18 protein-coding genes are annotated in these 22,199 nt (G+C 67.1%); 3 read left to right on the top strand and 15 right to left on the bottom strand.

Going from position 1 to position 22,199, the window contains the following annotated elements:
* Positions 1–199: 199 nt before the first annotated feature.
* The 8 genes from NMB43_RS04605 to NMB43_RS04570 all read right to left on the bottom strand — a co-directional run bounded on the left by NMB43_RS04605 (position 200) and on the right by NMB43_RS04570 (position 10,842).
* A complete protein-coding gene (locus NMB43_RS04605) occupies positions 200–1,555 on the bottom strand; it encodes an 8-oxoguanine deaminase (protein WP_494350981.1) in 1,356 nt (451 codons plus the stop codon).
* Positions 1,555–2,475 carry an ABC transporter permease gene (locus NMB43_RS04600; protein ID WP_494350980.1) on the bottom strand — a complete coding sequence of 307 codons (921 nt, stop codon included), beginning with the start codon at positions 2,473–2,475 and terminating at the stop codon, positions 1,555–1,557. The genes NMB43_RS04605 and NMB43_RS04600 overlap by 1 nt, the downstream gene beginning before the upstream one ends.
* Positions 2,472–3,566 carry an ABC transporter permease gene (locus NMB43_RS04595; protein ID WP_494350979.1) on the bottom strand — a complete coding sequence of 365 codons (1,095 nt, stop codon included), beginning with the start codon at positions 3,564–3,566 and terminating at the stop codon, positions 2,472–2,474. The genes NMB43_RS04600 and NMB43_RS04595 overlap by 4 nt, the downstream gene beginning before the upstream one ends.
* 92 nt (positions 3,567–3,658) lie before the next feature.
* The gene (locus NMB43_RS04590) at positions 3,659–5,206 is read right to left on the bottom strand and encodes an ABC transporter ATP-binding protein (RefSeq protein WP_494350978.1); all 1,548 of its coding nucleotides are present in this window, start codon (positions 5,204–5,206) and stop codon (positions 3,659–3,661) included.
* Entirely contained in the window at positions 5,200–6,309 is a 1,110-nt protein-coding gene (gene xdhC / locus NMB43_RS04585) for a xanthine dehydrogenase accessory protein XdhC (RefSeq protein ID WP_494350977.1), read from the bottom strand. The genes NMB43_RS04590 and xdhC overlap by 7 nt, the downstream gene beginning before the upstream one ends.
* Positions 6,306–8,627 (bottom strand): xanthine dehydrogenase molybdopterin binding subunit, encoded by a 2,322-nt coding sequence (xdhB, locus tag NMB43_RS04580; protein ID WP_494350976.1) that lies wholly within the window; start codon positions 8,625–8,627, stop codon positions 6,306–6,308. Before xdhB ends, xdhC begins: the two co-directional genes overlap by 4 nt.
* Positions 8,628–8,808: 181 nt before the next feature.
* Complete coding sequence (xdhA, locus tag NMB43_RS04575; protein ID WP_494350975.1) at positions 8,809–10,269, bottom strand: xanthine dehydrogenase small subunit; 1,461 nt, start codon at positions 10,267–10,269, stop codon at positions 8,809–8,811.
* 78 nt (positions 10,270–10,347) lie between these two features.
* Entirely contained in the window at positions 10,348–10,842 is a 495-nt protein-coding gene (locus NMB43_RS04570) for a nucleoside deaminase (protein WP_494350974.1), read from the bottom strand.
* A gap of 164 nt (positions 10,843–11,006) precedes the next feature.
* On the opposite strand from NMB43_RS04570, the gene NMB43_RS04565 reads away from it, so the two are divergent.
* The 3 genes from NMB43_RS04565 to NMB43_RS04555 all read left to right on the top strand — a co-directional run bounded on the left by NMB43_RS04565 (position 11,007) and on the right by NMB43_RS04555 (position 14,553).
* Positions 11,007–12,092, top strand: coding sequence for a BMP family ABC transporter substrate-binding protein (locus NMB43_RS04565; RefSeq protein WP_494350973.1), 1,086 nt, complete (start codon positions 11,007–11,009; stop codon positions 12,090–12,092).
* A gap of 113 nt (positions 12,093–12,205) precedes the next feature.
* Positions 12,206–13,210, top strand: coding sequence for an adenosine deaminase (locus NMB43_RS04560; protein WP_494350972.1), 1,005 nt, complete (start codon positions 12,206–12,208; stop codon positions 13,208–13,210).
* Between the two features lie 401 nt (positions 13,211–13,611).
* Entirely contained in the window at positions 13,612–14,553 is a 942-nt protein-coding gene (locus tag NMB43_RS04555) for a GAF domain-containing protein (RefSeq protein ID WP_494350971.1), read from the top strand.
* A 202-nt stretch (positions 14,554–14,755) separates the two neighbouring features.
* On the opposite strand, the gene NMB43_RS04550 is transcribed toward NMB43_RS04555, so the two are convergent.
* The 7 genes from NMB43_RS04550 to NMB43_RS04520 all read right to left on the bottom strand — a co-directional run bounded on the left by NMB43_RS04550 (position 14,756) and on the right by NMB43_RS04520 (position 21,976).
* The gene (locus NMB43_RS04550) at positions 14,756–15,595 is read right to left on the bottom strand and encodes a hypothetical protein (RefSeq protein WP_494350970.1); all 840 of its coding nucleotides are present in this window, start codon (positions 15,593–15,595) and stop codon (positions 14,756–14,758) included.
* 326 nt (positions 15,596–15,921) lie between these two features.
* On the bottom strand, positions 15,922–16,365 hold the full coding sequence (locus NMB43_RS04545; RefSeq protein ID WP_494350969.1) for a hypothetical protein: 444 nt from the start codon (positions 16,363–16,365) through the stop codon (positions 15,922–15,924).
* Positions 16,366–16,614: 249 nt separating this feature from the next.
* On the bottom strand, positions 16,615–17,574 hold the full coding sequence (locus tag NMB43_RS04540) for a PDR/VanB family oxidoreductase (protein ID WP_494350968.1): 960 nt from the start codon (positions 17,572–17,574) through the stop codon (positions 16,615–16,617).
* Between the two features lie 11 nt (positions 17,575–17,585).
* Positions 17,586–19,013, bottom strand: a complete 1,428-nt coding sequence (locus tag NMB43_RS04535; RefSeq protein WP_494350967.1) for an amidohydrolase family protein — start codon at positions 19,011–19,013, stop codon at positions 17,586–17,588.
* Positions 19,014–19,269: 256 nt separating this feature from the next.
* Positions 19,270–20,064, bottom strand: coding sequence for an ABC transporter permease (locus NMB43_RS04530; RefSeq protein ID WP_494350966.1), 795 nt, complete (start codon positions 20,062–20,064; stop codon positions 19,270–19,272).
* Between the two features lie 11 nt (positions 20,065–20,075).
* Positions 20,076–20,924 (bottom strand): ABC transporter ATP-binding protein, encoded by an 849-nt coding sequence (locus NMB43_RS04525; RefSeq protein WP_494350965.1) that lies wholly within the window; start codon positions 20,922–20,924, stop codon positions 20,076–20,078.
* Between the two features lie 26 nt (positions 20,925–20,950).
* Positions 20,951–21,976, bottom strand: a complete 1,026-nt coding sequence (locus NMB43_RS04520; RefSeq protein WP_494350964.1) for an aromatic ring-hydroxylating dioxygenase subunit alpha — start codon at positions 21,974–21,976, stop codon at positions 20,951–20,953.
* Positions 21,977–22,199: the final 223 nt, after the last annotated feature.

Raw genomic sequence — 22,199 nt, 5'->3', positions numbered from 1 at the left:
CAGGAATGACGGGCGTGGAGGGAATGACAGACGCGTAGGGCGGAGCTCCGCAGGAGGTTCCGCCAATCCACCCCTCCGGCCGACAGGCCGCTGACCGCATTCCCACGCACCATCACGTCGCACGCATGACACACCGCCGCCCTCCGGGCGGCCGGCGGAACCTCCTGCGGAGTTCCGCCCTACGCCCATCCCATCAACCTCAGCCCGCGACCAGACTGCGCGCCAACCGCTGGTGGCGCTCCAGCACGCGCGGCAGGTCCAGCGTGGCGAGCTGGCCCTCGCGCACCACCACCCGGCCGTTGATGACGGACCAAGTCACCTGCGGCGGGGTGCAGAACACCAATGCGGCCACCGCGTCGTGTAGCGCGCCGCCGGCCATGCCGACGGCATCGAGCGGGAAGGCCACGCAATCCGCGCTCATGCCCGGCGCCAGCGCACCGATGTCGTCGCGCCCCAGCACCTTGGCGCCGCCCAGGGTGGCGAGCTCCAGCGCCTGACGCGCGCTCATGGCGGCAGGGCCGTGGCCCACGCGCGCCAGCAGCATGGCCTGGCGCGCTTCACCCAGCATGTGCGCACCATCGTTGGAGGCCGAGCCGTCCACACCCAGCCCCACCGGCACGCCAGCCACTCGCATCTGCGGAATCGGCGCAATGCCTGAAGCCAGGCGCATGTTGGAACACGGGCAGTGCGCCACCCCGGTGCCGGTGCGTGCGAACAACGCAATGCCTTCAGCATCGAGCTGCACGCAGTGCGCGTGCCACACGTCCGGCCCGGTCCAGCCCAGGGACTCGGCGTACTCGGCCGGGGTCATGCCGAACTGCTCGCGGCTGTAGGCCACGTCCTTCACGTTCTCGGCCAGGTGGGTGTGCAGGCGCACGCCGTAACTGCGCGCCAGCAACGCCGCCTCGCGCATCAGCTCACGGCTCACCGAGAAGGGCGAGCACGGCGCCACCGCGATGTGCAGCATGCTATGACGGGCTGCATCGTGGTACTGCTCGATCAGACGCTGGGTGTCGCGCAGGATCGCCTCTTCCTGCTCCACCACCTCGTCCGGCGGCAGGCCGCCCTGCGAACGCCCCACGCTCATGCTGCCGCGCGAGGCGGTGAAGCGCATGCCGATCTCGGCGGCCGCAGCGATGGAGTCATCCAGCCGGCAGCCGTTGGGATAGATGTAGAGGTGGTCGGACGAGGTGGTGCAGCCGGACAGGATCAGCTCCGCCATCGCGGTCTGCGTGGAGGCGTGGATCATCTCCGGCGTGAGGCGCGCCCAGATCGGGTACAGCGCCTGCAGCCAGTCGAACAGCTCGGCATCCTGCGCGGCCGGAATCGCCCGCGTCAGGCTCTGGTACATGTGGTGGTGGGTGTTGATGAGGCCCGGCATCAGCACCTGGCCGGCCAGGTCGATCACTTCGTCGGCCGTTTGCGGCAGCTCGGCGGTCGCCCCGACCTGCTCGATCACACCATCGCGGATGAAGACAGCGCCCTGCGCGATCTCGCGCCGCGCGGCGTCCATGGTGACCAGGACGTCCGCGTTCTTGAGCAGCAGGGTCGCCATCAGCCCCCCGGAATGAAAGGCTTGCCCAGCGAGGCCGGCAGGTTCAGTTGCAGCACCGTGCGGTCGCGCGAGATCAGCACCAGCACCAGGATGGTGGCGATGTAGGGGATGGCCGACAGCAGTTGCGAGGGCAGCGCCACGCCCAGGCCCTGCGCGTGCAGTTGCAGGATGGTCATGCCACCGAACAGGTAAGCCCCCAGCACCAGGCGCATGGGTTTCCAGGTGGCGAACACGACCAGCGCCACCGCGATCCAGCCACGCCCGGCGGTCATGTTCTGCACCCATAGCGGGGTGTAGACGGTGGAGAGGTAGGCCCCCGCGATGCCCGCCATCGCGCCGCCGAAGCACACTGCGGCGTAGCGGATGCCGGTGACCGGATAGCCGATGGTGTGTGCGGCCTCAGGGCTCTCGCCCACCGCGCGCAACACCAGGCCCCAGCGCGTCTTGGCCAGCACCCAGGCGACCACCGCGATGGCGATGTAAGAGAGGTAGACCAGCGCCGTCTGGTTGAAGAACACAGGGCCGATCAGCGGAATCGCCGACAGGCCCGGGATCGCCCAGGGCTGCAGGCCGGGCAGACTTTCACTGACGAAGTACTGGCCCACGAAGGCCGACAGGCCGCTGCCGAAGATGGTCAGTGCCAGGCCCGAGGCCGCCTGGTTGGCCCCCAGCGTGAGGGTCAGCACCGCGAAGGGCAAGGCCGCCAGCGCACCGGCGAAGGCGCCCGCGAGGATGCCAGCCACCAGGCCCCACTGCAGTGCGGCGCCGAAGCCGGCGACAGCGCCGACCAGCATCATGCCTTCAACGCCCAGATTGATGACACCGCTCTTCTCCGTGACCAGCTCGCCCAGGCCCGCGAAGATCAAGGGCGTGGCGGCGGCCAGCGTACCGACCAGGATGGGAACAAGGTGCTCGATCATGCTGCGTTCTCCACGGCAGGCGACTTGAGGACAACCGGTTTGCGGCGCTTCAGGCGGAAATCGACGAAGGCGTCCGCCCCCAGCAGGAAGAACAGCAACATGCCCTGGAACAGCCAGCTCACCGCCGAGGGCAGTTGCATCGACACCTGTGCCGCTTCACCCCCGATGTAGATCAGCGCCATCAGGAAGCCGGAGAACACGATGCCAACGGGATGCAGGCGGCCGACCCAGGCCACGATGATGGCGGCGAAGCCATAGCCCGGCGACAACGACAAGGTGAGCTGGCCAACGGGTCCGGCTGCTTCCGCCGCCCCCGCGATGCCTGCCGTCAGGCCCGAGACGACCAGGCTGATCCACACCGTGCGCCGGGCCGAAAAGCCGGCGTAGCGCGCCGCCAGCGGCGCCTGCCCACCCACCGCCAACTGGTAGGCGAGGAAGCTGCGCGCAACGAAGACCCAGAAGATCGGCACGGCCACCAGCGTGATGATGACCGAGGTGTTGATGCGCAGCCCCTCGAACAACATGGAGAACAGGGCGGGCTCCGAGAACAGGATGGACTGCGGGAAGTTGGTGCCACCCGGGTCACGCCAGGGCCCGCTGACCAACCACGAGAGCAGGAAGCCGGCGACATAGGTCAGCATCAGCGTGGTCAGCGTTTCTTCCGCGTTGAAGTGCGTCTTCAACCAGGCCGGCAAGGCGCCCCACAAGGCCCCGCCGATGCCACCGGCGATCACCATGGCGGGCAGGATCCAGGCGCCCTCCATGCCATCGGTGTAGATCGCGATGCCCGAGGCGAAGATCGCGCCCATCAGCAACTGACCTTCGGCTCCGATGTTGTAGATACGCGCACGGAAACCCAGCGCCAGGCCCTGCGCGATGAGGATCAAGGGCGAAGCCTTGAGCGCCAGCTCGCTCCAGCCGTTGGCGGTCTCCAGCGGCTCGATGAAGAACACGTAGAAGGCCTGCATGGGCGGTTTGTTCAGGGCATAGAACAAGACCGTGGCAGTGAGCAGGGTGGCGATGATGGCAATGGGCGGCGCGGCCCATTGCATCAGCTTGGAGGGATTGGCACGCGGGGTCAGGATTTGCATGGGGTGATCGGTCGTCCGTTCTTAACTTCGTTCCGTGCTGGCCACATCAAAAGACACTGGATTCCTGGCTGCGCAGGAATGACGGTGAAAACTCATGCCGCCTCCTCCCTTTGCCCCGCCATCAACAATCCAATCCGCTCGGCATCCGTCTGGGTCTTGGGCACGGCCTCCGACAGCCGCCCGCCGGCCAGCACCGCGATGCGGTCGCAGATTTCGAACAGTTCTTCCAGTTCTTCCGACACCACCAGCACCGCCACCCCGCTGCGCGAGAGGTCGAGCAGGGTCTGGCGCAAGGTAGCGGAAGCCCCCACGTCGACACCCCAGGTCGGCTGCGACACGATCATCAGCTTGGGCTTCTGCATGATCTCGCGGCCCACGATGAACTTCTGCAGATTGCCGCCGGACAAACTGCGCGCGGCGGCCTGCGGGCCATTGCAGCGCACATCGAAACGTTCGATGCAGCGCAGGGCGAATTCACGCGCGACCGAGAAGTCGAGCAGGCCGCTGCGTTTGAGCGAGGGCTGGCGGTGCGCGGTAAGCATCGCGTTATAGGTCAGCGACATGGCCGGCACCGCGCCACGCCCGAGGCGCTCTTCCGGCACGAAGGCCAGGCCGCGGTCACGTCGCGCGCCCGCATCCAGGTGGCCCACCGGCTCGCCCTCGATACACACCGACTCCGGCTTGCCCTGCGTCTCACCCGAGAGGGCGGACAACAGCTCCGCCTGGCCGTTGCCGGAGATGCCGGCGATACCCACCACCTCGCCCGCATACACGGTTAGCGAGATGTCCTGCAACGACACGCCGAAGGGATCATCGTTGGGACGCACGATCTTGTTGATCTGCAGCACCGGACGGACTTCCCCCTCGTAGGCCGGCGCGTGGCAAACCGGCAGTTCGCGGCCGATCATCATGCGCGCCAGGCTGCCGGTGGTCTCATGGCGCGGCACAGCCTCGCCCGTCACGCGGCCACCGCGCATCACGGTGGCGCGGTCGCACAGCTCCTGGATTTCGTGCAGCTTGTGGCTGATGTAGAGGATGGACACCCCCTCGGACGAAAGCTGGCGCAGCGTCTCGAACAGCTTACGCACGGCCTGCGGCGTCAGCACCGAGGTCGGCTCATCGAGGATCAGCAGTTGCGGGTTCTGCAGCAGACTGCGCACGATCTCCACGCGCTGGCGCTCGCCCACCGACAGGGCATGCACCATGCGGTTCGGGTCCAGCGGCAGGCCGTACTTCTCCGACACGCTGCGCACCTTCTCGGCCAGCGTCTTGAGGTCGCGCTCATGCGACAGGGCCAGCGCGATGTTCTCGGTGACGCTGAGCGTCTCGAACAACTGGAAGTGCTGGAACACCATGCCGATGCCCAGCTCGCGCGCCTCGGCCGGGTTGGCAATCGAGACCTCGCGGCCATTCCACTCGATCTGCCCGCTGTCGGCCTGCACTGAGCCGTAGATGATCTTCATCAGCGTGCTCTTGCCGGCGCCGTTCTCGCCCAGCACGGCATGGATCTCGCCCGGCATCACATGCAGGCTGACCTTGTCGTTGGCCAGCACGCCGGGGTAGCGCTTGGAGATGTCGATCAGCCGCAGGCGCGGCTCACCCGGTGGAACCGGATGGGGATGGGGCGGAGGTATCAGCATGGGGCCTGAATCGCGGAGTCTTGTCTTAGGTTCGGAGTCGAAGATTCGTTCTGCACAGCCAGTTCGCGGACCTGCAAGAGTTGCGCCACCACCGCCACTGCGATGGCAGCCGGCAACTTGCTGCGGATGCCGGCCACGCCGATCGGACACACGAGCCGCGCCAAGCGTAGCGGATCGAGCCCGCGACTGACCAGACGCTGCTCAAAACGGGCCCGCTTGGCGCGCGAGCCGATCAGGCCGAAGAACCCCAGGTCATCGCGACGCAGGCCGGCGGCACAGAGTTCCAGGTCGATGGCGTGGCTATGGGTCAGCACCAGCACGAAGCTACCCGGCGGCAGCGCGGCGAGTGCCTGTTCCGGCGCGTCGGTCGCGATGCAGCGGACCTGCGCCGCGAGATCGGGCGGGAAGACGCCCTCGCGCGTGTCGATCCAGCGAACCTGCGCCTCCAGCGGCAGCAGCGCCCGCACGATGGCCTCGCCGACGTGGCCCGCACCGAAGATGGCGACAGGGAAATGTGGCAGGGAGAGAGAGAGGGTGAATTGCCAGGAGGCAACGGAGGAGTTGCCCTTCAATTCCAGCACAGTGCCAGATACCGGCACCGCAACCCCTCCCAGCCTCCCCTTCTCAGGGGAGGAGACCACCACGCCAACACGATCCGGCTCCCCCCTGACAAGGGGGGCTGGGGGGGTTACGGCCTCGCCACCCCAAGACCACACCGAAGGTTCACCTGAACCGCAGGCCCGCTTCAACACTCGCCCCTGCTCCAAGCCCGTCAATCGCTCTTGCCACGAAATCGCGTCACCCGCCGCGATGCGCTCGAACAGCAGCCACACCACGCCGCCACAGCATTGCCCGAGACTGGCGGCCAGCGGGAAACGGCGCAGCACCGGTGCCGTCGCGCCGCTCGCCAACATCTCGCGCGACAAGGCGATGGCCTCCCACTCCAGGCGTCCGCCGCCGATGGTGTCGCAACAGTCCTGCGCGCCGACCAGCATGCTGGCGCCCCGCTCGCGCGGACCGGAGCCGCGCAAGTCGGCCACGGTGACCAGCACCTGGTCACCCTGCTCGGCCAGCCGCTGCGGCAGCGCACGCCAGGCGTTCATCCCGACAGGCCTCCGATGGCGCGCAGAATGGCCTCCGGCGTGGCCGGCGCATCCAGCTTGACCGTGCGCCCGGCAGCCGCGCAGCAGGCATCGCGCAAGGCGAAGAAGACACTGAAGGCGAGCATCAGCGGCGGCTCGCCGACAGCCTTGGACTTGTGGATCGTGTCCTCCACGTTGGCGTTGTCGAACAGCTTCACGTTCAAGACCGGCGGGCAATCGCTGGCAGCCGGAATCTTGTAGGTGGAGGGCGCATGCGTCATGTTGCGTCCCTTCTGCGCCCCGTCCGGGCGGAACCACAGCTCCTCGGTGGTGAGCCAGCCCATGCCCTGGATGAAGCCCCCCTCGATCTGGCCGATGTCGATGGCCGGATTCAGCGACTTGCCTACGTCATGCAGGATGTCGACGCGCAACACGCGCGACTCGCCAGTCAGGCTGTCGATGGCGACCTCGGCACAGGCCGCGCCGTAGGAGAAATAGAAGAAGGGGCGGCCCTGCAGCGTGTCCTTGTTCCAGTGGATCTTGGGCGTGCTGTAGAAGCCGGCGTCCCACAACTGGATGCGCGCACGGTAAGCCGCGATCACGACCTCGGCGAAGGGCTGGCTCACGCCGCCGGCGCGCAGCATGCCATCGGCAAACACCACGCTGTCGACCGCCAGCCCATGCTGCGCGGCGAAGAAGCTCGCCAGACGCTGCTTGATCTTGAGTGCGGCGGCCTGCGCCGCCTTGCCGTTGAGGTCGGCACCACTCGATGCCGCCGTGGCCGAGGTGTTCGGCACGCGGCTGGTGTCGGTGGCGGTCAGGCGCACCTGCTCGTCGGGCAAGCCCAGCTCATGCGCGACGACCTGACGGATCTTGGTGTACAGCCCCTGCCCCATCTCGGTGCCGCCATGCGAGACCAGCACCGTGCCATCGGCATACACATGCACCACCGCACCGGCCTGGTTGTACAGCGTGGCATTGAAGGAGATGCCGAACTTCAGCGGTGTCAGCGCGATGCCGCGCTTGATCACCGGGCTGCTGGCGTTGAAGGCGGCAATGGCCTCGCGCCGCGCGGCGTAGTCGCTGCTCGCGGCCAGCTCGGCAATCAGCGCGGGCGCCACGTTGTCCTCGACCTTCATGCCATAGGGGGTGGTGTCACGACGTATTTCAGACTCCCCTCGCCCGCAAGCGGGAGAGGGGTCGTATAGATTCACCTGCCTCACCTGCAAGGGGTCCAGCCCTAGGTGGCGCGCGATGTCGTCCACGATGGTTTCGATGAAGAACATGCCCTGCGGCCCACCGAAGCCGCGGAAGGCGGTGTTCGAGACAGTGTTCGTGCGGCAGCGCAGGCTGCGCACATCCACCGCATCGAGGTAATAACAGTTGTCGACGTGGCACAGCGCGCGGTCGTTCACCGGCCCCGAGAGGTCGGCCGAGAAGCCACAGCGTGAGGCCATCGTCAGGCGCAGGCCGAGGATGCGACCGGCATGATCGAAGCCGACCTCCCACTCGCCGTCGAAGTCGTGGCGCTTGCCGGTGATCGTCATGTCGTCGTCGCGGTCCAGGCGCAGCTTGACCGGCCGGCCGGTCTTCCACACACCCAACGCCGCGGCGCAGGCAATCTGTGCCGACTGCGACTCCTTGCCGCCAAAGCCACCCCCCATGCGCCGGCATTCCACGCTGACCTGATGGCTATGCCAGCCCAGCATGTGCGCCACCATGTGCTGCATCTCGGTGGGGTGCTGGGTCGAGCTGTAGACGTGCATGCTCTCGTGCTCGCGTGGCACGGCGTAGGCGACCTGGCCTTCTAGGTAGAAGTGCTCCTGCCCGCCCACCGTGGCCTTGCCCTGCAGCCGCAGCGGAGCTGCCGCCAGCGCAGCGGCAGCTTCACCGCGCTGCATGTGCACCGGCGGAAGCACCCAGGATTCAGCCGCCACCGCCTCGTCCGTCGTCAGGATCGCCGGCAGCGTCTCGTACTCCACCTTGCCCAGGCGCGCCGCGCGACGCGCTGCCTCGTGCGTCTCAGCCAGCACCAGGAAGATCGGCTGCCCGTAGAACTGCACCAGGCCGTCGGCCAGGATCGGGTCATCATGGATGATCGGCCCGCAGTCATTAACGCCGGGGATGTCGCGCGCGGTCAGCACGCTCACCACGCCGGGGGCGCCACGCACCGCCTCCAGGTCCATGCGCAGGATGCGGCCATGGGCACAGGCCGACAGGCCGAAGGCTGCATGCAGCGTGCCATGCAGCTCGCGCATGTCGTCGATGTAGGTCGCGCTGCCGCTCACATGCTGAGCGGCGCTCTCGTGATAGAGGGGCTGGCCGACGACGCTGCTCATGCCTGCACCTCCAGGCACGAACCGCAGAACGCGCATCCCTCACGGCGGCGTCCCTGCGCAGGCAGGGACCCAGCGACTTTAGAGCGCTTCGGCCACGCTCCGGCGTCACACAAGACACTGGATTCCTGCCTGCGCAGGAATGACGGCAAAAGGCCAGCGCTCAGCCACAAGTGTCGGTTGTTCATGCCTGCACCTCCGCCAACCCACCCACCGAGACCGGCACGCCAGCGTGCTCCAGCCACAGGCGCCACAGCAGATTCTGCGCGACCTGCAGGCGATAGGCCGCCGTGGCGCGCATGTCGCTGAGCGGCTGGTAATCCTGCGCCAGGGCCGCCATCGCCGCACGGATGCTGACCTCCGACACGGGCTGACCCGTCAGCGCGGCTTCGGCCTGTGCGGCGCGCCTGGGCGTGGCCGCCATGCCGCCGAAGGAAAGCCGTGCCTCCACGACCACCTCGCCCTGCAGACGCAGGGCGAAGCCGCCGCACACGGCAGAGATATCCTGGTCGGCGCGCTTGGATATCTTCCAGGTGCGGAACACGGTGTCTTCACGCCGACGCGGCACACGCAGGGCGCGCACGAACTCGCCCGCTTCGCGCGCCGTCTGCTGATAGGCGAGGTAGAAATCCTCCAGCGCCATCGTGCGGATGCGCGCGCCCTTCTGCAGCACGATCTGTGTGCCCAGTGCGATCAGCGCGGGCATCGAATCGCCGATGGGCGACCCATTGGCCACATTGCCGCCCAGGGTCCCGGCATTGCGCACCGGCACCGAGGCGAAGCGGCGTGCGAGCTCGGTCCACTGTGCGTCTTCCCGTATCAGTTCCGAGAAGGCGTCGGACAGCGAGACGCCGGCACCGATCTCGATGCAATCGGCATCGGTCTTAATCTGTTTCAGTTCCGGTGCAGCCCCGAGATAAAGGATGTCACCCAGTTGCTTGAGCTGCTTGGTGACCCACAAGCCGATGTCGGTGGAGCCCGCCAACAGGCGCGCCTGTGGCATCTGCTCACAGGCGGTGGCGAGCTCGTCCAGGCTGCGTGGCGCGAGATAGCGCTGGCCGGCATGGGTGTAATCCAGCGTCGGCAAGGCGGCGAGCTGATCGAGCGCGGCACGGATCGGCTGCCGGTCGATGCGACGCATCGGCTTCTGCCAGGCGGCCTGCGCGGCATCGATGATGGGTCGGTAGCCGGTGCACCGACACAGGTTGCCGGAGAAGCAGTCGCTGACCTCGTCGCGCGTCGGCGCGGCCTCACGTTTTTCGTAGTCGGCCCACAGCGACATCACGAAGCCCGGCGTGCAGAAGCCGCACTGCGAGGCATGTGCCTCGACCATCGCTTCCTGCACCGGATGCAGGGCGTCGCCCTGCGCCAGGTCCTCGACCGTGAACAGCGCCTTGCCGTCCAGCGTAGGCAGCAACTGGATGCAACTGTTCACCGCCTCCAGGCGCAGGCCGCCGCAGGTGGCGTCGTCACGCGAGCCCAGCACGACGGTGCAGGCGCCGCAATCGCCCTCGCCACAACCCTCCTTGCTGCCCACGGCATGCTGATCCTCGCGCAGCCATTGCAGCACGGTGCGCTGCGGGGAAACTTCGGAAACGGAGACGATCTGGCCGCGGAACCAGAACTGGATGGGGCGTGGGGGCATGGGGCAAGCAGGTCCTGTGTTGTTGATTTGAGGCTAGCACGCGCGGTGCCAGTGCATCATCGGTGATGGCAATAGAGCCTATCGCGGCGTCCAGAAACCTCGTTGCGCCACCGCCGCCTCCTCCTCCAGCAAGGGGCCCAGCACTTCGATGGGCCGTTGGCCGGCCGCGAAGACGGTGCGGCAAGGCAAGGACAGCGTGGGGTTCTCCGGGTCGTTGCCGGTGATCGCCAACAGGCCGGTCTCGGACAAGCCATAGACCACGCGCCCGATGCCGCACCAATAGATCGCGCCGGCACACATCGCACAGGGCTCTGCGTTGGAATACAAGGTGCAGCCGCGCAGGGCTGCCAGGTCCAGCAAGGTCGCGGCGCGCGCCGCAGCTACTCGCTCAGCATGACGGGTCGGATTGCCGGGCGGGCGCGAATCATTGCCGCATTCCACCACCACCTGGCCATCCGGCCCCACGACCAGGGCGGCGAAGGGGTGATGGCCGGCCTCGCGACTCGCCTGCGCCAGTTCGAAGCTGCGGCGCAGCCAGTGCAGATCGTCGGACTTGATTTGATCGGGGGTCATGGTCTCTCCTTGGAATTAGCATCCTGCCCACAATCGGTGCCCCATGCCCCGATATCTGACATAAGCCGCAGACGATAGAATTGCGCCAGTCGCCGGTCTACAGTTCCACGGCCAATCCCGCGTTTGCTTTTACCCTCATTTCATCCACTCACCCGGAGAAATCAATGTCATCCAGTCCCTTTGCCCGGTTCACGCGCGCCATTGCAGCCTGCGTCGGCCTGTTCGCCTTGTCCGCCGGCCACGCTGCCGATCCGCTGAAGGCCGGCTTCGTCTACATCGGCCCGACCGGCGACCATGGCTGGACCTATGCCCACGACCAGGGCCGCAAGGCACTGGAAGCCAAGATGGGCGACAAGGTGAAGACGACCTTTGTCGAGAACGTGCCCGAAACCGCCGACGCCGAGCGCGTGATCCGCGACCTCGCAACCAAGGGCCACAAGGTGATCTTCGCCACCTCCTTCGGCTATATGAACGCCATGGACAAGGTGGCCAAGCAGTTCCCCAAGACCGTGTTCATGCACGCCACCGGCTACAAGACCGGCAAGAACCTGGGCATCTACGATGTGCGCACGTACGAAGGCGCCTACATGCTGGGCGTGGTCGCCGGCAAGATGAGCAAGAGCGGCAAGCTGGGCGTGGTGGGCTCCATCGCCATCCCGGAAGTGATCCGCAACATCAACGCCTTCACCCTGGGCGCGCGCAGCACCAACCCCAAGGCCACCACCAAGGTGATCTGGGTGAATAGCTGGTTCGATCCGGGCAAGGAGCGTGAAGCCGCTCTGACCCTGATCTCGCAAGGCGCCGACGTGCTGATGCAGAACACCGACTCGCCGGCCGTGGTGCAGGCCGCCAACGAGAAGGGCGTGTTCGCCTTCGGCTGGGATTCCGACATGAGCAAGTTCGGCGACAAGGCCCACCTGGCCGCCTCGGTGCTGAACTGGGGCGTGATCTACAACCAGGAAGTCGAGAAGGTCGCCAATGGCACCTGGAAGACCATCGACATCTGGTACGGCGTCAAGGACGGCGCGGTCGACATCATGAACTTCGGCCCCTCCACCCCGGCCGACGTGAAGAAGCTGGCTGAAACCGCCCGCGACAACATCAAGGCCGGCAAGCTGCATCCCTTCACCGGCCCCTTGAAGGACAACACCGGCAAGGACATGCTGGCCGCTGGCAAGGTGATGACCGACGCCGATCTGCGCAAGATGAGCGTGTATGTCGAAGGCGTAGAGGGCAGCATTCCCAAGTAAGCCGTCTTCGCTTACGGCTTGACCCGTCATTCCCGCGCAGGCGGGAATCCAGCGACTTTCGAGACACTGGGTTCCCGCATCCGCGGGAATGACGCTTTGTGAGAGAGAAAAACATGGACACCCTGCAACTCGCGCTGAGCGCCCCCAAGGCCGAACTGCACCTGCACATCGAAGGCTCGCTGGAGCCCGAGCTGGCTTTCGAACTGGCGCAGCGCAACGGCATTACCCTGCCCTACGCCAGCGTGGAGGCCCTGCGCGCGGCCTACGACTTCAGTGACTTGCAGAGCTTCCTCGACCTCTACTACGCCTGCGCCGATGTGCTGCGCAGCGAGGCCGACTTCCGCGACCTGATGCTGGCCTACCTGCGCCGTGCGCGTGAAGACAACGTCATCCACGCCGAGATCTTCTTCGATCCGCAGACGCACACCGCGCGCGGCATTGCGTTCGAGACCGTGCTGCGCGGGCTCAAGGCCGGAGCGGACGCGGCGCGCGCCGAGTGGGGCATGAGCACGCAACTGATCCTGTGCTTCCTGCGCCACCTGCCGGAGGAGGACGCCTTCGCCACGCTGGAACAGGCCCTGCCCTTCATCGCGGACATCGACGGCTTCGGCCTGGACTCTTCCGAGCGCGGTCATCCGCCGGCCAAGTTCGAGCGCGTGTTCGCCCGCTGCCGCGCGCTGGGCAAGCCGGTCGTGGCGCATGCCGGCGAGGAAGGCCCGCCGGCCTACATCGTCGAGGCACTGGACCTGCTGAAGGTGGCGCGCATCGACCACGGCGTGCGCTGCGTCGAAGACCCCGCGCTGGTGCAGCGCCTGGCCCGTGAGCAGATGCCGCTGACCGTGTGCCCGCTGTCCAACGTGCGCCTGTGCGTGTTCAAGGACATGCGCGAGCACAGCCTGCCGCAACTGCTGGCCCAGGGTCTGTGCGTCACGCTCAACAGCGACGACCCGGCCTATTTCGGCGGCTACATGGGCAACAATATCCGTGCCGTGCAGGCCGCCTTCGACTTCGACAAGCACACTTGGCAGACCCTGGTGGCCAACAGCTTCCGCGCGAGCTTCGTCTCCGAGGCCCAGAAGGCCGAGTGGATCGCCCGCGTCGCCGCGCATTTCGCCTGACCTCCGCGGCCCGGCCAAACCGGGCCGCGCCCCGCCGCTCGTCGCACCCACGCAGCAATTCGCCCCCCGCGCCCTTGAAGCATCCGTACGGGAAAACCAGAATAAAAGGCGCCAACAAGTTATCAGGCAGTCATCTGCCGCATGCGGCACGGGGCGCCCACGCTTCGCCCGCCCCTCGCACCCCACCGAATTCCGGCGGCGCCCGCCGCCCGATCCGCTTGGTGGCGACCAGACCGGTACCAAGCCCTGACCACACAGGGCTGGAGGAGACACCATGCAGCAGCCGGTCTGGCTCGCCACCTCCCGCCCCTCCCCCATCACTCGGCCGCGAAAGGCATGATCCTCGCTTGCCACGCAGGCGCGGCCCACGCAGATGGCCGAACGACACACGGGGAGAAGACATGAAACAGACCTTCATCCAGGTCACCGAAATCTGGGTGCCCTCGCGCGACCGCAGCATCCTGGAACACCTGGGTGGCATCTACGGCCCGCACCACGGCTTTCGCCTGGCCGCGCAGAACACCTGTTTCGGCTACGACCAGGGCCTGCCCGGGCGCGCCTGGGCGCAGCGCCGCCCGGTGGTGCTGCGCGACCTGCAGCACTCCTACTTCCGCCGTGCCGAGGCCGCCCAGCGCGCCGGGCTGACCTGCGGCGTGGCGCTGCCAATCTTCGCCGGCGATTACCTGCTGGCCGTGGTGACCTTCTTCTGCGGCTCCGACGACGACCACGTGGGCGCCATCGAGCTGTGGCACCACGACGCCGGGGACTCGCCCGAGATGCGCTTCGTCGACGGTTACTTCGGCATCGCCGAGAGCTTCGAATTCTCCGCGCGCCACACCACATTCATGCGCGGCTTCGGCATCCCCGGCCTGGTGTGGCAGAGCGGCATGCCGCTGGTGATGAACGATCTGGGGCATACCCAGCGCTTCCTGCGCCGGGATGATGCACGCCGCGTGGGCATCAACAAGGGCCTGGGCCTGCCCTCGCCCTACTGCCCGGGGCACGACTATGTGCTGACCTTCCTGTCAGCGCTGGGCACGCCGATCGCGCGCCGCTTCGAGATCTGGCTGCCGGACGAGCGCCACGCCTCGCTCGTCTTCCAGGACGGCCTGTGCGACCTCGACCCGCAACTGAGCGCGCGCTACGCCGCGCTTCGCCTGGAAGCGGGCTGGGGCGTGCTGGGCAACGTGCTGCTGACCGGCCTGCCGGCGGTCAGCGAGCACATCGGCAGTGAGCAGACACCGATCGGCAGCTCCGCCGCCGAGGCCGGCCTGTCCTCGCTGGCCGCTCTGCCGGTGCTGGAGAACGGGCGGCTCAAGGCGGTGGTCGCGCTGTACTTCTGAATGCCATCGCGCCGGGGCAAAGGTCGGGGCCTGTTCACGGTGGCCACACAGGCTTGCATAGCGGTGAGCTCGAGCGCAGACCACGACACGGCATGACGAATGAATCCATCGTGATGGGCAAAAAAAAGGCCGCCCATGGGCGGCCATCAAACATTCCATGCAAGGAGGAGACTCACTCTTCCCTAGCAATTCACATGCCACATCACAGATGCCATTCGACCTTCAGCATCGGGGTGGAGGTCTTGCTGCCCGGCGTCGGTGCGCTGGTGCCGAACTTGTTCTTCACGTACTCGTAGCCCACGCCGACCAGCACGGTGTCTTTCTTGTCGGCGATCAGCTTGCCGGCGTCCACCATCAGGAAGGCGTCGCCCCAGGTTTCGGGCTTGGTTTCGGTACCGAAACCATCCTTGCCCTTCTTGCCGGTGTAGTTGAGGAAGCCGTTGAACTTGAGCGGCACCGGACCGGCGTTGAACGACAGGCCCCAGGCCATCGCGATGCGGTAGGTGGCATCGAAGTCCACGCTCTTGCCGACGATGCCGTTGTGGTTCCATTCCTTGTAGTACATCAGGCCCAGGTCGGCCCAGCCGAGGCTGCCGCCAAACTTCATGACCGGACCGGTGATCAGCTTGCGCACGCGCGGTGCAAAGGCGGTGTCCTTGGAGTTGGCGTCGAAACCCGTGCTCCAGGCGAAATCACTGATCACACCCATGTCCAGCTTCTTGCCTGTGAGCTTGGAGTAATGCAGTTGGTTGGCATAGACCAGGTAGATTTCCTGCGCGCCGCTCGTCGAGTTGTTGGCCGGGTCGGCCTTGTCGGACATCAGCACGTCAACGTTGAAGAAGTTGCTGCCGTACTTGAAACCACTCACATGGGTCAGCCCGACGATGCTCTTGCGCACATCCTTATCGATGCCGGGTTCGCTGAAATCCGAGCCGTAGCGATAGCTGATGGCGGTGTCGCTCCAGTCCGCCGCATGTGCGCCAATGCTCGTCGCGCCGGCCAGGGCCGCGACTGCGGCCAAACGATAGATGCTGCTTTTCATATAGGTCTCCCTGAGAATCAAACACAGGACCGCGCGACATGTCACGGTCTTGCAACGATTCTAGGGAGCCCCCTCGGTGCCCCCGGACATAGGCCGCATAAGGCCCGACACATGCTTCAGGACGGTGCCGCCAAGGCCTGCCCATGCACCCAAGTCGAGCCTTGATGCCGCCTGCACGCTGGCCCGCCAGCAAGGCCCTCGGCACTCGCCGACGGCGCTCTCCGCGCCACCACCACAGTCGAACGCCCCAGCATGGCGCGCCCGCTATTCGCCACCCGCAATATCTTGTATACAAGACTGGACGCTCTCGGCCCGAAGGCAAACCCTCAAGGCCAGCGCCAGCGCAACTGCAGCGCCACCGTCACCGGCGTCTTGGTCGTGCGCGGCACGACGATCAGCGCCGTCTCGACCGGCCCCGTCGCCATCACCAACTCGGGTACCACCAGCGCATGCAGGCCCCCCTTGTAGCCCGACACCACGCCCAGCACGCCGCCCGCCGACAGCGCGACGCGGTCATCACCGAGCAGACGCCAGCGCCATTCACGCCCGAGATAGAAGGAATCGTTGCGGATGCTGTTGAAGTAGTAGCCGGCGGTGTAGCCGCCGGGAATACGCAAGCCGATGCCCGCGTTGTGCGGGTTGAGATCATCGCGGTCGTCGGCGTGCCAGGACTCGAAGCCGCTGAGCAAGGCGTAGCCCAGCTCCTCTGCCGCCCACAAAGGCGCAGCCGCCAACCCACCCGCCAATGCAATCGCACACGCACGCACCATGGTGCCCTCCTGGCTGCAGGAGGCCGGCGCCGAAGCGCCGGTCAGCCACCACTCCGTCGGCCTCATGGGCCAACGACATGCCGGTGGGCGAGCACCGGTCCGAATCAGTCCGCATCTGGCCGCGCGACGCCCCACATGGGCGAGATGCGACGCGGCAGACGCTTGAATTCAAGACGCCAATCACGCCGCCCGCCCGCCCGGCATTCCCGCATGGCGAGGCGCCTGACTGCGGACTATGCTGATTCCCGCTCAGCGGTCCAGCACCAGCCGCGCGCCCGCGCAGCGCGACACGCAGGGCAGCATGAGCCGGCCCTCGGCGCGCTCGGCATCGTTCAGGTAGGCGTCGTGGTGCGCGGGCGTGCCTTCGATCACCTCGCTGAGGCAGGCGCCGCACACGCCCTGCTCGCAACTGGTGGGGATATCGACGCCGCATTGCCGCGCCACCTCGATGATGGGCACGCCGGCCGGTACCTCGGCCTCCACGCCGCTGCGCGCGAAAACGATGCGGAAGCTGCCGTCGGCCAGCGCCGCGCCGGCCGCAGCAGGCGCCTCGGCCGCGAAGCGCTCCAGGCGCAGGCGCGCGGCCGGCACACCGGCGGCGGCCAGCGCGGTTTCGACCGCCGCCATGAAGGGTGCCGGCCCGCAGGTGTAGAAGCCGCAGCGCGGGTCATCCACATGCGGCGTCACGATGGCGCGCAGGGCCTCTGCCGTCGCTTCGGCATCCAGACCGAAGTGGGGATGCACCGCGTCCCCCAGCCTGTCGGCGAAGGCGGCGTGTGCAGCGCTGCGTGCAAAGTAGTGCAGCTCTGCCGCAGCGCGCCCGTGCAAGGCATTGAACATCGCATACAGCGGGGTGATGCCGATGCCCCCGGCGAGCAGCACATGACGCGTGGCCTGCGGGTCGATCTCGAACAGGTTGAGCGGTGCGCCGACGCGCAGGCGCTGGCCGACGCTGAGTGCGTGCATGGCGCGCGAGCCGCCGCGCGAGGCGGGTTCGAGCTTGACGGCGATGCGCAGCGCCTCGCGCTCGCCGGGGTGGTTGCACAGCGAGTAGGCGCGGCGCAGGGTCTGGCCGGGACCGACAGGCAGTTCGACCAGCACGTGCGCGCCCGGCGCCCAGGCTGGCAGGGCAACACCGTCGCAAGGGACCAGCTCGAAGCTGCGCACGCCCTCGGCCTCGATGCGGATGCTGCGGATGAGCATGTCCATGGCGGGTCTCCTCAGGCCGCCGCCGCGCGGGCGATCAGGTCGCGCACGGCCAGCCGCGCCTGCGTCGCCAGCTCCGCCATGTCGAGGCCGGGGATGGCGCCGTCGCGCACCACTTCGTTCCCGCCCACCAGCAGGGCGCGCAGATGCGCCTGTCCACCGGCTGCCACGGGCGCGATGGCGACGTCATGCAGGCCGAAGTAGCGCGGGTTGCGGGAGAGGTCATAGACCGCGATATCGGCCGCCTGGCCGGGCGCCAGCGTGCCGGTGCCGGGCAGGCCCAGCACCGCCGCGCCGCCAGCCGTGCCCCAGCGCACCACGTCCTCCACCGTGGCCCAGTCCGCCCCCTGCTCGCCCGCGCCGCCGCGGTACTTCGCGACGGCCGCCTCGCCGCCCTTGGCGCGTTGCATGAGCCAGGCCGCGTGCGTCTCGGAAATCATGTCGGCGGCTTCGTTGGACGCGGCGCCATCGACGCCGATGGACACCGGTGCGCCGGCGGCCTCCAGCGCGCGCACCGGGGCAATGCCGCTGCCTAGGCGGCCATTGCTCTGCGGGCAGTGGGCGATGCCGGTGCGGGTGGCGCCGAGCAGCGCGATCTCGTCGGCATCGAGCTTGACGAGGTGGGCGAACCACACGTCCTCGCCCAGCCAGTCGATGCTTTCGCAGAAGCGCAGTGGGCTCATGTCGTGCATGGCCGCGATGCTGTCCTGGTAGCCGACGGTCTCGGACAAATGCGAGTGCAGACGCAGGCCCAGCTTGCGCGCCAGCGCAGCCGCCTCGCGCAGCTCACCGGGCTTCATCGAGTACGGCGGCGTGGTCGGCGCCATCACCACGCGGCGCATCGCGGCCGGCGATGGGTCGTGGTAGCGCGCGGCGAGGCGTTCCATGTCGGCCATGTAGGCCGCCATGGATTCGGGCCGCAGGGCTTGCGGCAGCTCGGCTTCAAGCTGCCGCGTGAGGGTGGCGCCGCCCCGGCACAGCACGAAGCGCAAGCCCAGCGCCGCGGCCTCCTCGAACAGGATGGCCGAGGGGTCGTAGTCTTGCCCCGGGTAGTAGAGGTAGTTGTGGTCCGCGACCGTGGCGCAGCCCGAGAGGGCCAGCTCGATGAGACCGATGCGCGCAGCGAGGCGGAAGCTCGCCGCATCGAAGCCGGCACGGAAGCGGTAGGGCGTGGCCGCCAGCCAGGGCGTCAGCGTGGCATTGATGCCCTGCGGCTCGCCCTTGAGCAAGGCCTGGAACAGGTGATGGTGGGTGTTGACCCAGGCCGGGTAGATCACGCAATCGGTGGCGTCGAGCACACGCTCGCCGGCTTCGACCGGCAGGCGGCCGAGGGCGACGATGCGGCCATCGACGATGCGCAGGTCGGGGCCTGCATGGCGCGCCGCGTCACCGGGCAGGCCGGTGAGGATGGCGGCGGCGTTCTGGATGAGGAGAGAGGTCATGGTTTGTCTCTTTCGTGTTCAGGTGTTGGCTGCTGGAGCACGGCGGAACCCCTCCCCCGCCTCCCCTTTTCAAGGGGAGGCGCCCGTGGCGCGCGGCGCCTTTCAGCTCCCCTAAAAAAGGGGAGGCCGGGAGGGGTTGCCGTTGAGCAGTCGTGCCGCAGCAGGTAGCCCGGATGCAGCGCAGCGTAATCCGGGAATCCGGGCGGGCTCGCTCCCGGATTCCGGCCTATGGCCTTCATCCGGGCTACGCCCAGGCCTAGGCCATCTCGCTCTCATGCCAATGCGATAGCGACTTCTTCGCCAGCCAGGCCATCAGCGAGAACAGCAGCACGCCGGTCAGCGAGATCAGCACCAGCGCGGCGAACAGGCGCGGGATGTTGATCTGGAAGCCGGCCTGCATGATCTGGTAGGCGAGCCCGGCGCCGGTGCCGCCGGTGCCGGCGACGAACTCCGCCACCACCGCGCCGATCAGCGCCAGCCCACTGGAGATGCGCAGGCCACCGAAGAAGTACGGCAGCGCGCTGGGGATGCGCAGGCGCGTGAGTGTCTGCCAGCGCGTCGCGCCATTGAGGCGGAACAGGTTGAGCAGCCCGGGATTGACGCTGCGCAGCCCCAGCACGGTGTTGGAGATGATGGGAAACAGCGCGACCAGGGTGGCGCAGAAGACCAGCGCGGTCGTCGTGTCCTTGACCCAGATGATCAGCAGCGGGGCGATGGCCACCACGGGGGTGACCTGCAGCAGGATGGCGTAGGGGAACAGGCTGGTCTCGATCACGCGGCTCTGTACGAACAGGAAGGCCGCGATCACGCCCAGCACCACCGCCATGACGAAAGCGAGGAAGGTGATCTTGAGGGTGACGGCCAGCGCGCGCAGCAGGCTGGGGCCATCACTCCACAGCGTGGCGGCCACGTCCGAGGGCTTTGGTACGAGGTAGGTCGGTACCTGCCAGACGGTGCACACCACCTGCCACAGCGTGAGCAGGACGAGACCGACCAGCAGCGGGGCGACGATCTTCATGACGCGTGGGTTCTGGATGAGCGGGGTTTTCATGGCGGGGCTCCTCAGTCGTGATCCAGCTCGCCGCCACTGGCGGCCAGCAGGCGTGCGGAGAGATCGCGGCAGTACGCCGCGAAGGTATTGGACAGGCGGAAATCCTCGTCGCGCACCGGCTCGGGGATCGGCAGGTCGGCGACGATGCGGCCCGGGCGCGCAGCCATCATCACGACGCGGCTGGAGAGGTACACCGCCTCGTAGATGCTGTGGGTGACGAACACCACCGACAGGGGCTTGCCATCGCCGTTGCGCTGCGCCCACAGCTTGCGCAGATCGGCATCGAGCTTGTTGCGCGTGAACTCGTCGAGCGCGCCAAAGGGTTCGTCCATCAGCAGCACATCGGGCTCGGTGACCAGCGCGCGCGCAATCGACACCCGCATCTGCATGCCGCCCGACAACTCGCGCGGATAGCACCCGCCGAACTTGCCGAGGCCCACGGCGTCGAGCGCGCGCTGCACGCGCGGCAGGCTGTCCGCCTTGGGCACGCCGGCCAGGTCCAGCGGCAGGCGCACATTGGTGGCAACATCGGCCCAGGGCATCAGGGTGGCCTCCTGGAACACCATGGCGGTCTTCAGCCCGCTCTTCGCCGGCGTATCTGCAGCCCCCCAGCGCACCTGCCCCGCCGAGGCGGATTCGAGGCCGGCGAACATCTTGAGCAGGGTGCTCTTGCCGCAGCCCGAAGGGCCCAGCAGCGAGATGAAGTCGCCGCGCTGCACGCGCAGGCGCACATCGTCGAGTGCATGGGTGCCATTGGGATAAGTCTTGTCGACGCGGTTGGCGAACAGCACGGTGTCCGCATCAGGCTGCGAGGGCACAAGCTCGGTTTCGATCTCGATCTCGCTGTACTTCATGAGCATGTTCATCTCCAATAGTTCGGTGTGACTCAGGTGCGGAAGACTTCCACTTCGCCATGCGCGGTGAGCAGATCCATGAGCTGCTTGCGGATCAGCAGGCCGGGCTTGTCCGAGGGCATGTGGAACTCGACGCGGCGCCGCGTATCGACGCAGGCATCGGGGTCGGTGGCTTCAAGGATGTCGCGGTCCTCGGCGGTGATCGCCGCGTCCCACTCGATCAGCTCCTGTGTGCTGCAGGCCTCCTCGCTGTCGTTGCGGTAGAGCCACTGCACCAGCATCATGTTTTCGTCGTCGATCGGCGTGGCGCAGTTGTAGATGATGTGGTCGGTGCCGCTGTCCGGGTACGAGCAGCCGAAGCGACGACAGAACGGCAGGTAGTAGCGATTGACCAGATGGCGATGCGTGATCGCCTCGGTCGTACCGGTGATGCGATGACTCTCTGGCGGGTTCCTGATCGGCACCAGGGTCTCGGCCTCGAAGCCGTAGTCGGTATCGCGGAATTCGTAGGGCGCCGGTGCAGGCTGGTCGAGGATGCCGAAGTTGGCCTTGTGCACGAAGGAGAAGTGCGAGTTGTCGAAGCTGTTCTCCATCATGCGCAGCGGGCTGGTCTTCCATTGCTCGTAGAACTGGAAGATGCGGCGGTAGCCGGGCGCGCCGTCTTCGGGGAAGTGCGGGATGTCGCGCAGCGGCTCTTCCAGCGCGACCCACACGTAGCCGTAGCGTTCCTTGCAGCGGAAGGCCTCGGTCTTCGCGCCGGACGGAATCTTCTCTCCGTTGAACTGCGGGATCTTCACGCAGGTGCCCATGCAGTCGTACTGCCAGCCGTGGTAGCCGCAGACGATGTTGTCCCCCTCGACCCAGCCTTTCGAGAGCTGCGCGGTGCGGTGGCAGCAACGGTCGCGCAAGGCGGCGGGGCTGCCGTCGGTGCGCTTCCAGATCACCAGATTTTCGCCCAGCAAAGTGAAGGGTTTGGGACCGTCGTCGAGATACGACATCGGCATGAGTGCGTACCAGAATCGGCGCAGCACGGGTTGTCGGGTTACCAGCATTTTCATGACTCCTTGCTCGACGCCAGGCCTGTGTGGGTCTGGCGCCACCAACCGGCGTGCCTGGAATGGTCGCCTTCGTCGGTTCCGGCGCTCAGCTTCAGCGCCGCAGTTTTGTTGCTACTCCTGCCGCCCTCTCCCGGCCCTTCGGACCACCCTCTCCCGCAAGCGGGAGAGGGGAAGGCGCGCGTCGTGCCACTTGTCCCTCTCCCATGCAATGGGAGAGGGTGGC

This window comes from Uliginosibacterium sangjuense, assembly GCF_059132465.1.
This window is presented reverse-complemented; position numbering and strand designations above follow the sequence as displayed.

Bases quoted from the DNA above. Each gene is read 5' to 3' on its own strand.
- NMB43_RS04605 (WP_494350981.1), bottom strand. From the start codon at position 1,555: ATGGCGACCCTGCTGCTCAAGAACGCGGACGTCCTGGTCACCATGGAC.
- NMB43_RS04600 (WP_494350980.1), bottom strand. From the start codon at position 2,475: ATGATCGAGCACCTTGTTCCCATCCTGGTCGGTACGCTGGCCGCCGCC.
- NMB43_RS04595 (WP_494350979.1), bottom strand. From the start codon at position 3,566: ATGCAAATCCTGACCCCGCGTGCCAATCCCTCCAAGCTGATGCAATGG.
- NMB43_RS04590 (WP_494350978.1), bottom strand. From the start codon at position 5,206: ATGCTGATACCTCCGCCCCATCCCCATCCGGTTCCACCGGGTGAGCCG.
- xdhC (WP_494350977.1), bottom strand. From the start codon at position 6,309: ATGAACGCCTGGCGTGCGCTGCCGCAGCGGCTGGCCGAGCAGGGTGAC.
- xdhB (WP_494350976.1), bottom strand. From the start codon at position 8,627: ATGAGCAGCGTCGTCGGCCAGCCCCTCTATCACGAGAGCGCCGCTCAG.
- xdhA (WP_494350975.1), bottom strand. From the start codon at position 10,269: ATGCCCCCACGCCCCATCCAGTTCTGGTTCCGCGGCCAGATCGTCTCC.
- NMB43_RS04570 (WP_494350974.1), bottom strand. From the start codon at position 10,842: ATGACCCCCGATCAAATCAAGTCCGACGATCTGCACTGGCTGCGCCGC.
- NMB43_RS04565 (WP_494350973.1), top strand. From the start codon at position 11,007: ATGTCATCCAGTCCCTTTGCCCGGTTCACGCGCGCCATTGCAGCCTGC.
- NMB43_RS04560 (WP_494350972.1), top strand. From the start codon at position 12,206: ATGGACACCCTGCAACTCGCGCTGAGCGCCCCCAAGGCCGAACTGCAC.
- NMB43_RS04555 (WP_494350971.1), top strand. From the start codon at position 13,612: ATGAAACAGACCTTCATCCAGGTCACCGAAATCTGGGTGCCCTCGCGC.
- NMB43_RS04550 (WP_494350970.1), bottom strand. From the start codon at position 15,595: ATGAAAAGCAGCATCTATCGTTTGGCCGCAGTCGCGGCCCTGGCCGGC.
- NMB43_RS04545 (WP_494350969.1), bottom strand. From the start codon at position 16,365: ATGGTGCGTGCGTGTGCGATTGCATTGGCGGGTGGGTTGGCGGCTGCG.
- NMB43_RS04540 (WP_494350968.1), bottom strand. From the start codon at position 17,574: ATGGACATGCTCATCCGCAGCATCCGCATCGAGGCCGAGGGCGTGCGC.
- NMB43_RS04535 (WP_494350967.1), bottom strand. From the start codon at position 19,013: ATGACCTCTCTCCTCATCCAGAACGCCGCCGCCATCCTCACCGGCCTG.
- NMB43_RS04530 (WP_494350966.1), bottom strand. From the start codon at position 20,064: ATGAAAACCCCGCTCATCCAGAACCCACGCGTCATGAAGATCGTCGCC.
- NMB43_RS04525 (WP_494350965.1), bottom strand. From the start codon at position 20,924: ATGCTCATGAAGTACAGCGAGATCGAGATCGAAACCGAGCTTGTGCCC.
- NMB43_RS04520 (WP_494350964.1), bottom strand. From the start codon at position 21,976: ATGAAAATGCTGGTAACCCGACAACCCGTGCTGCGCCGATTCTGGTAC.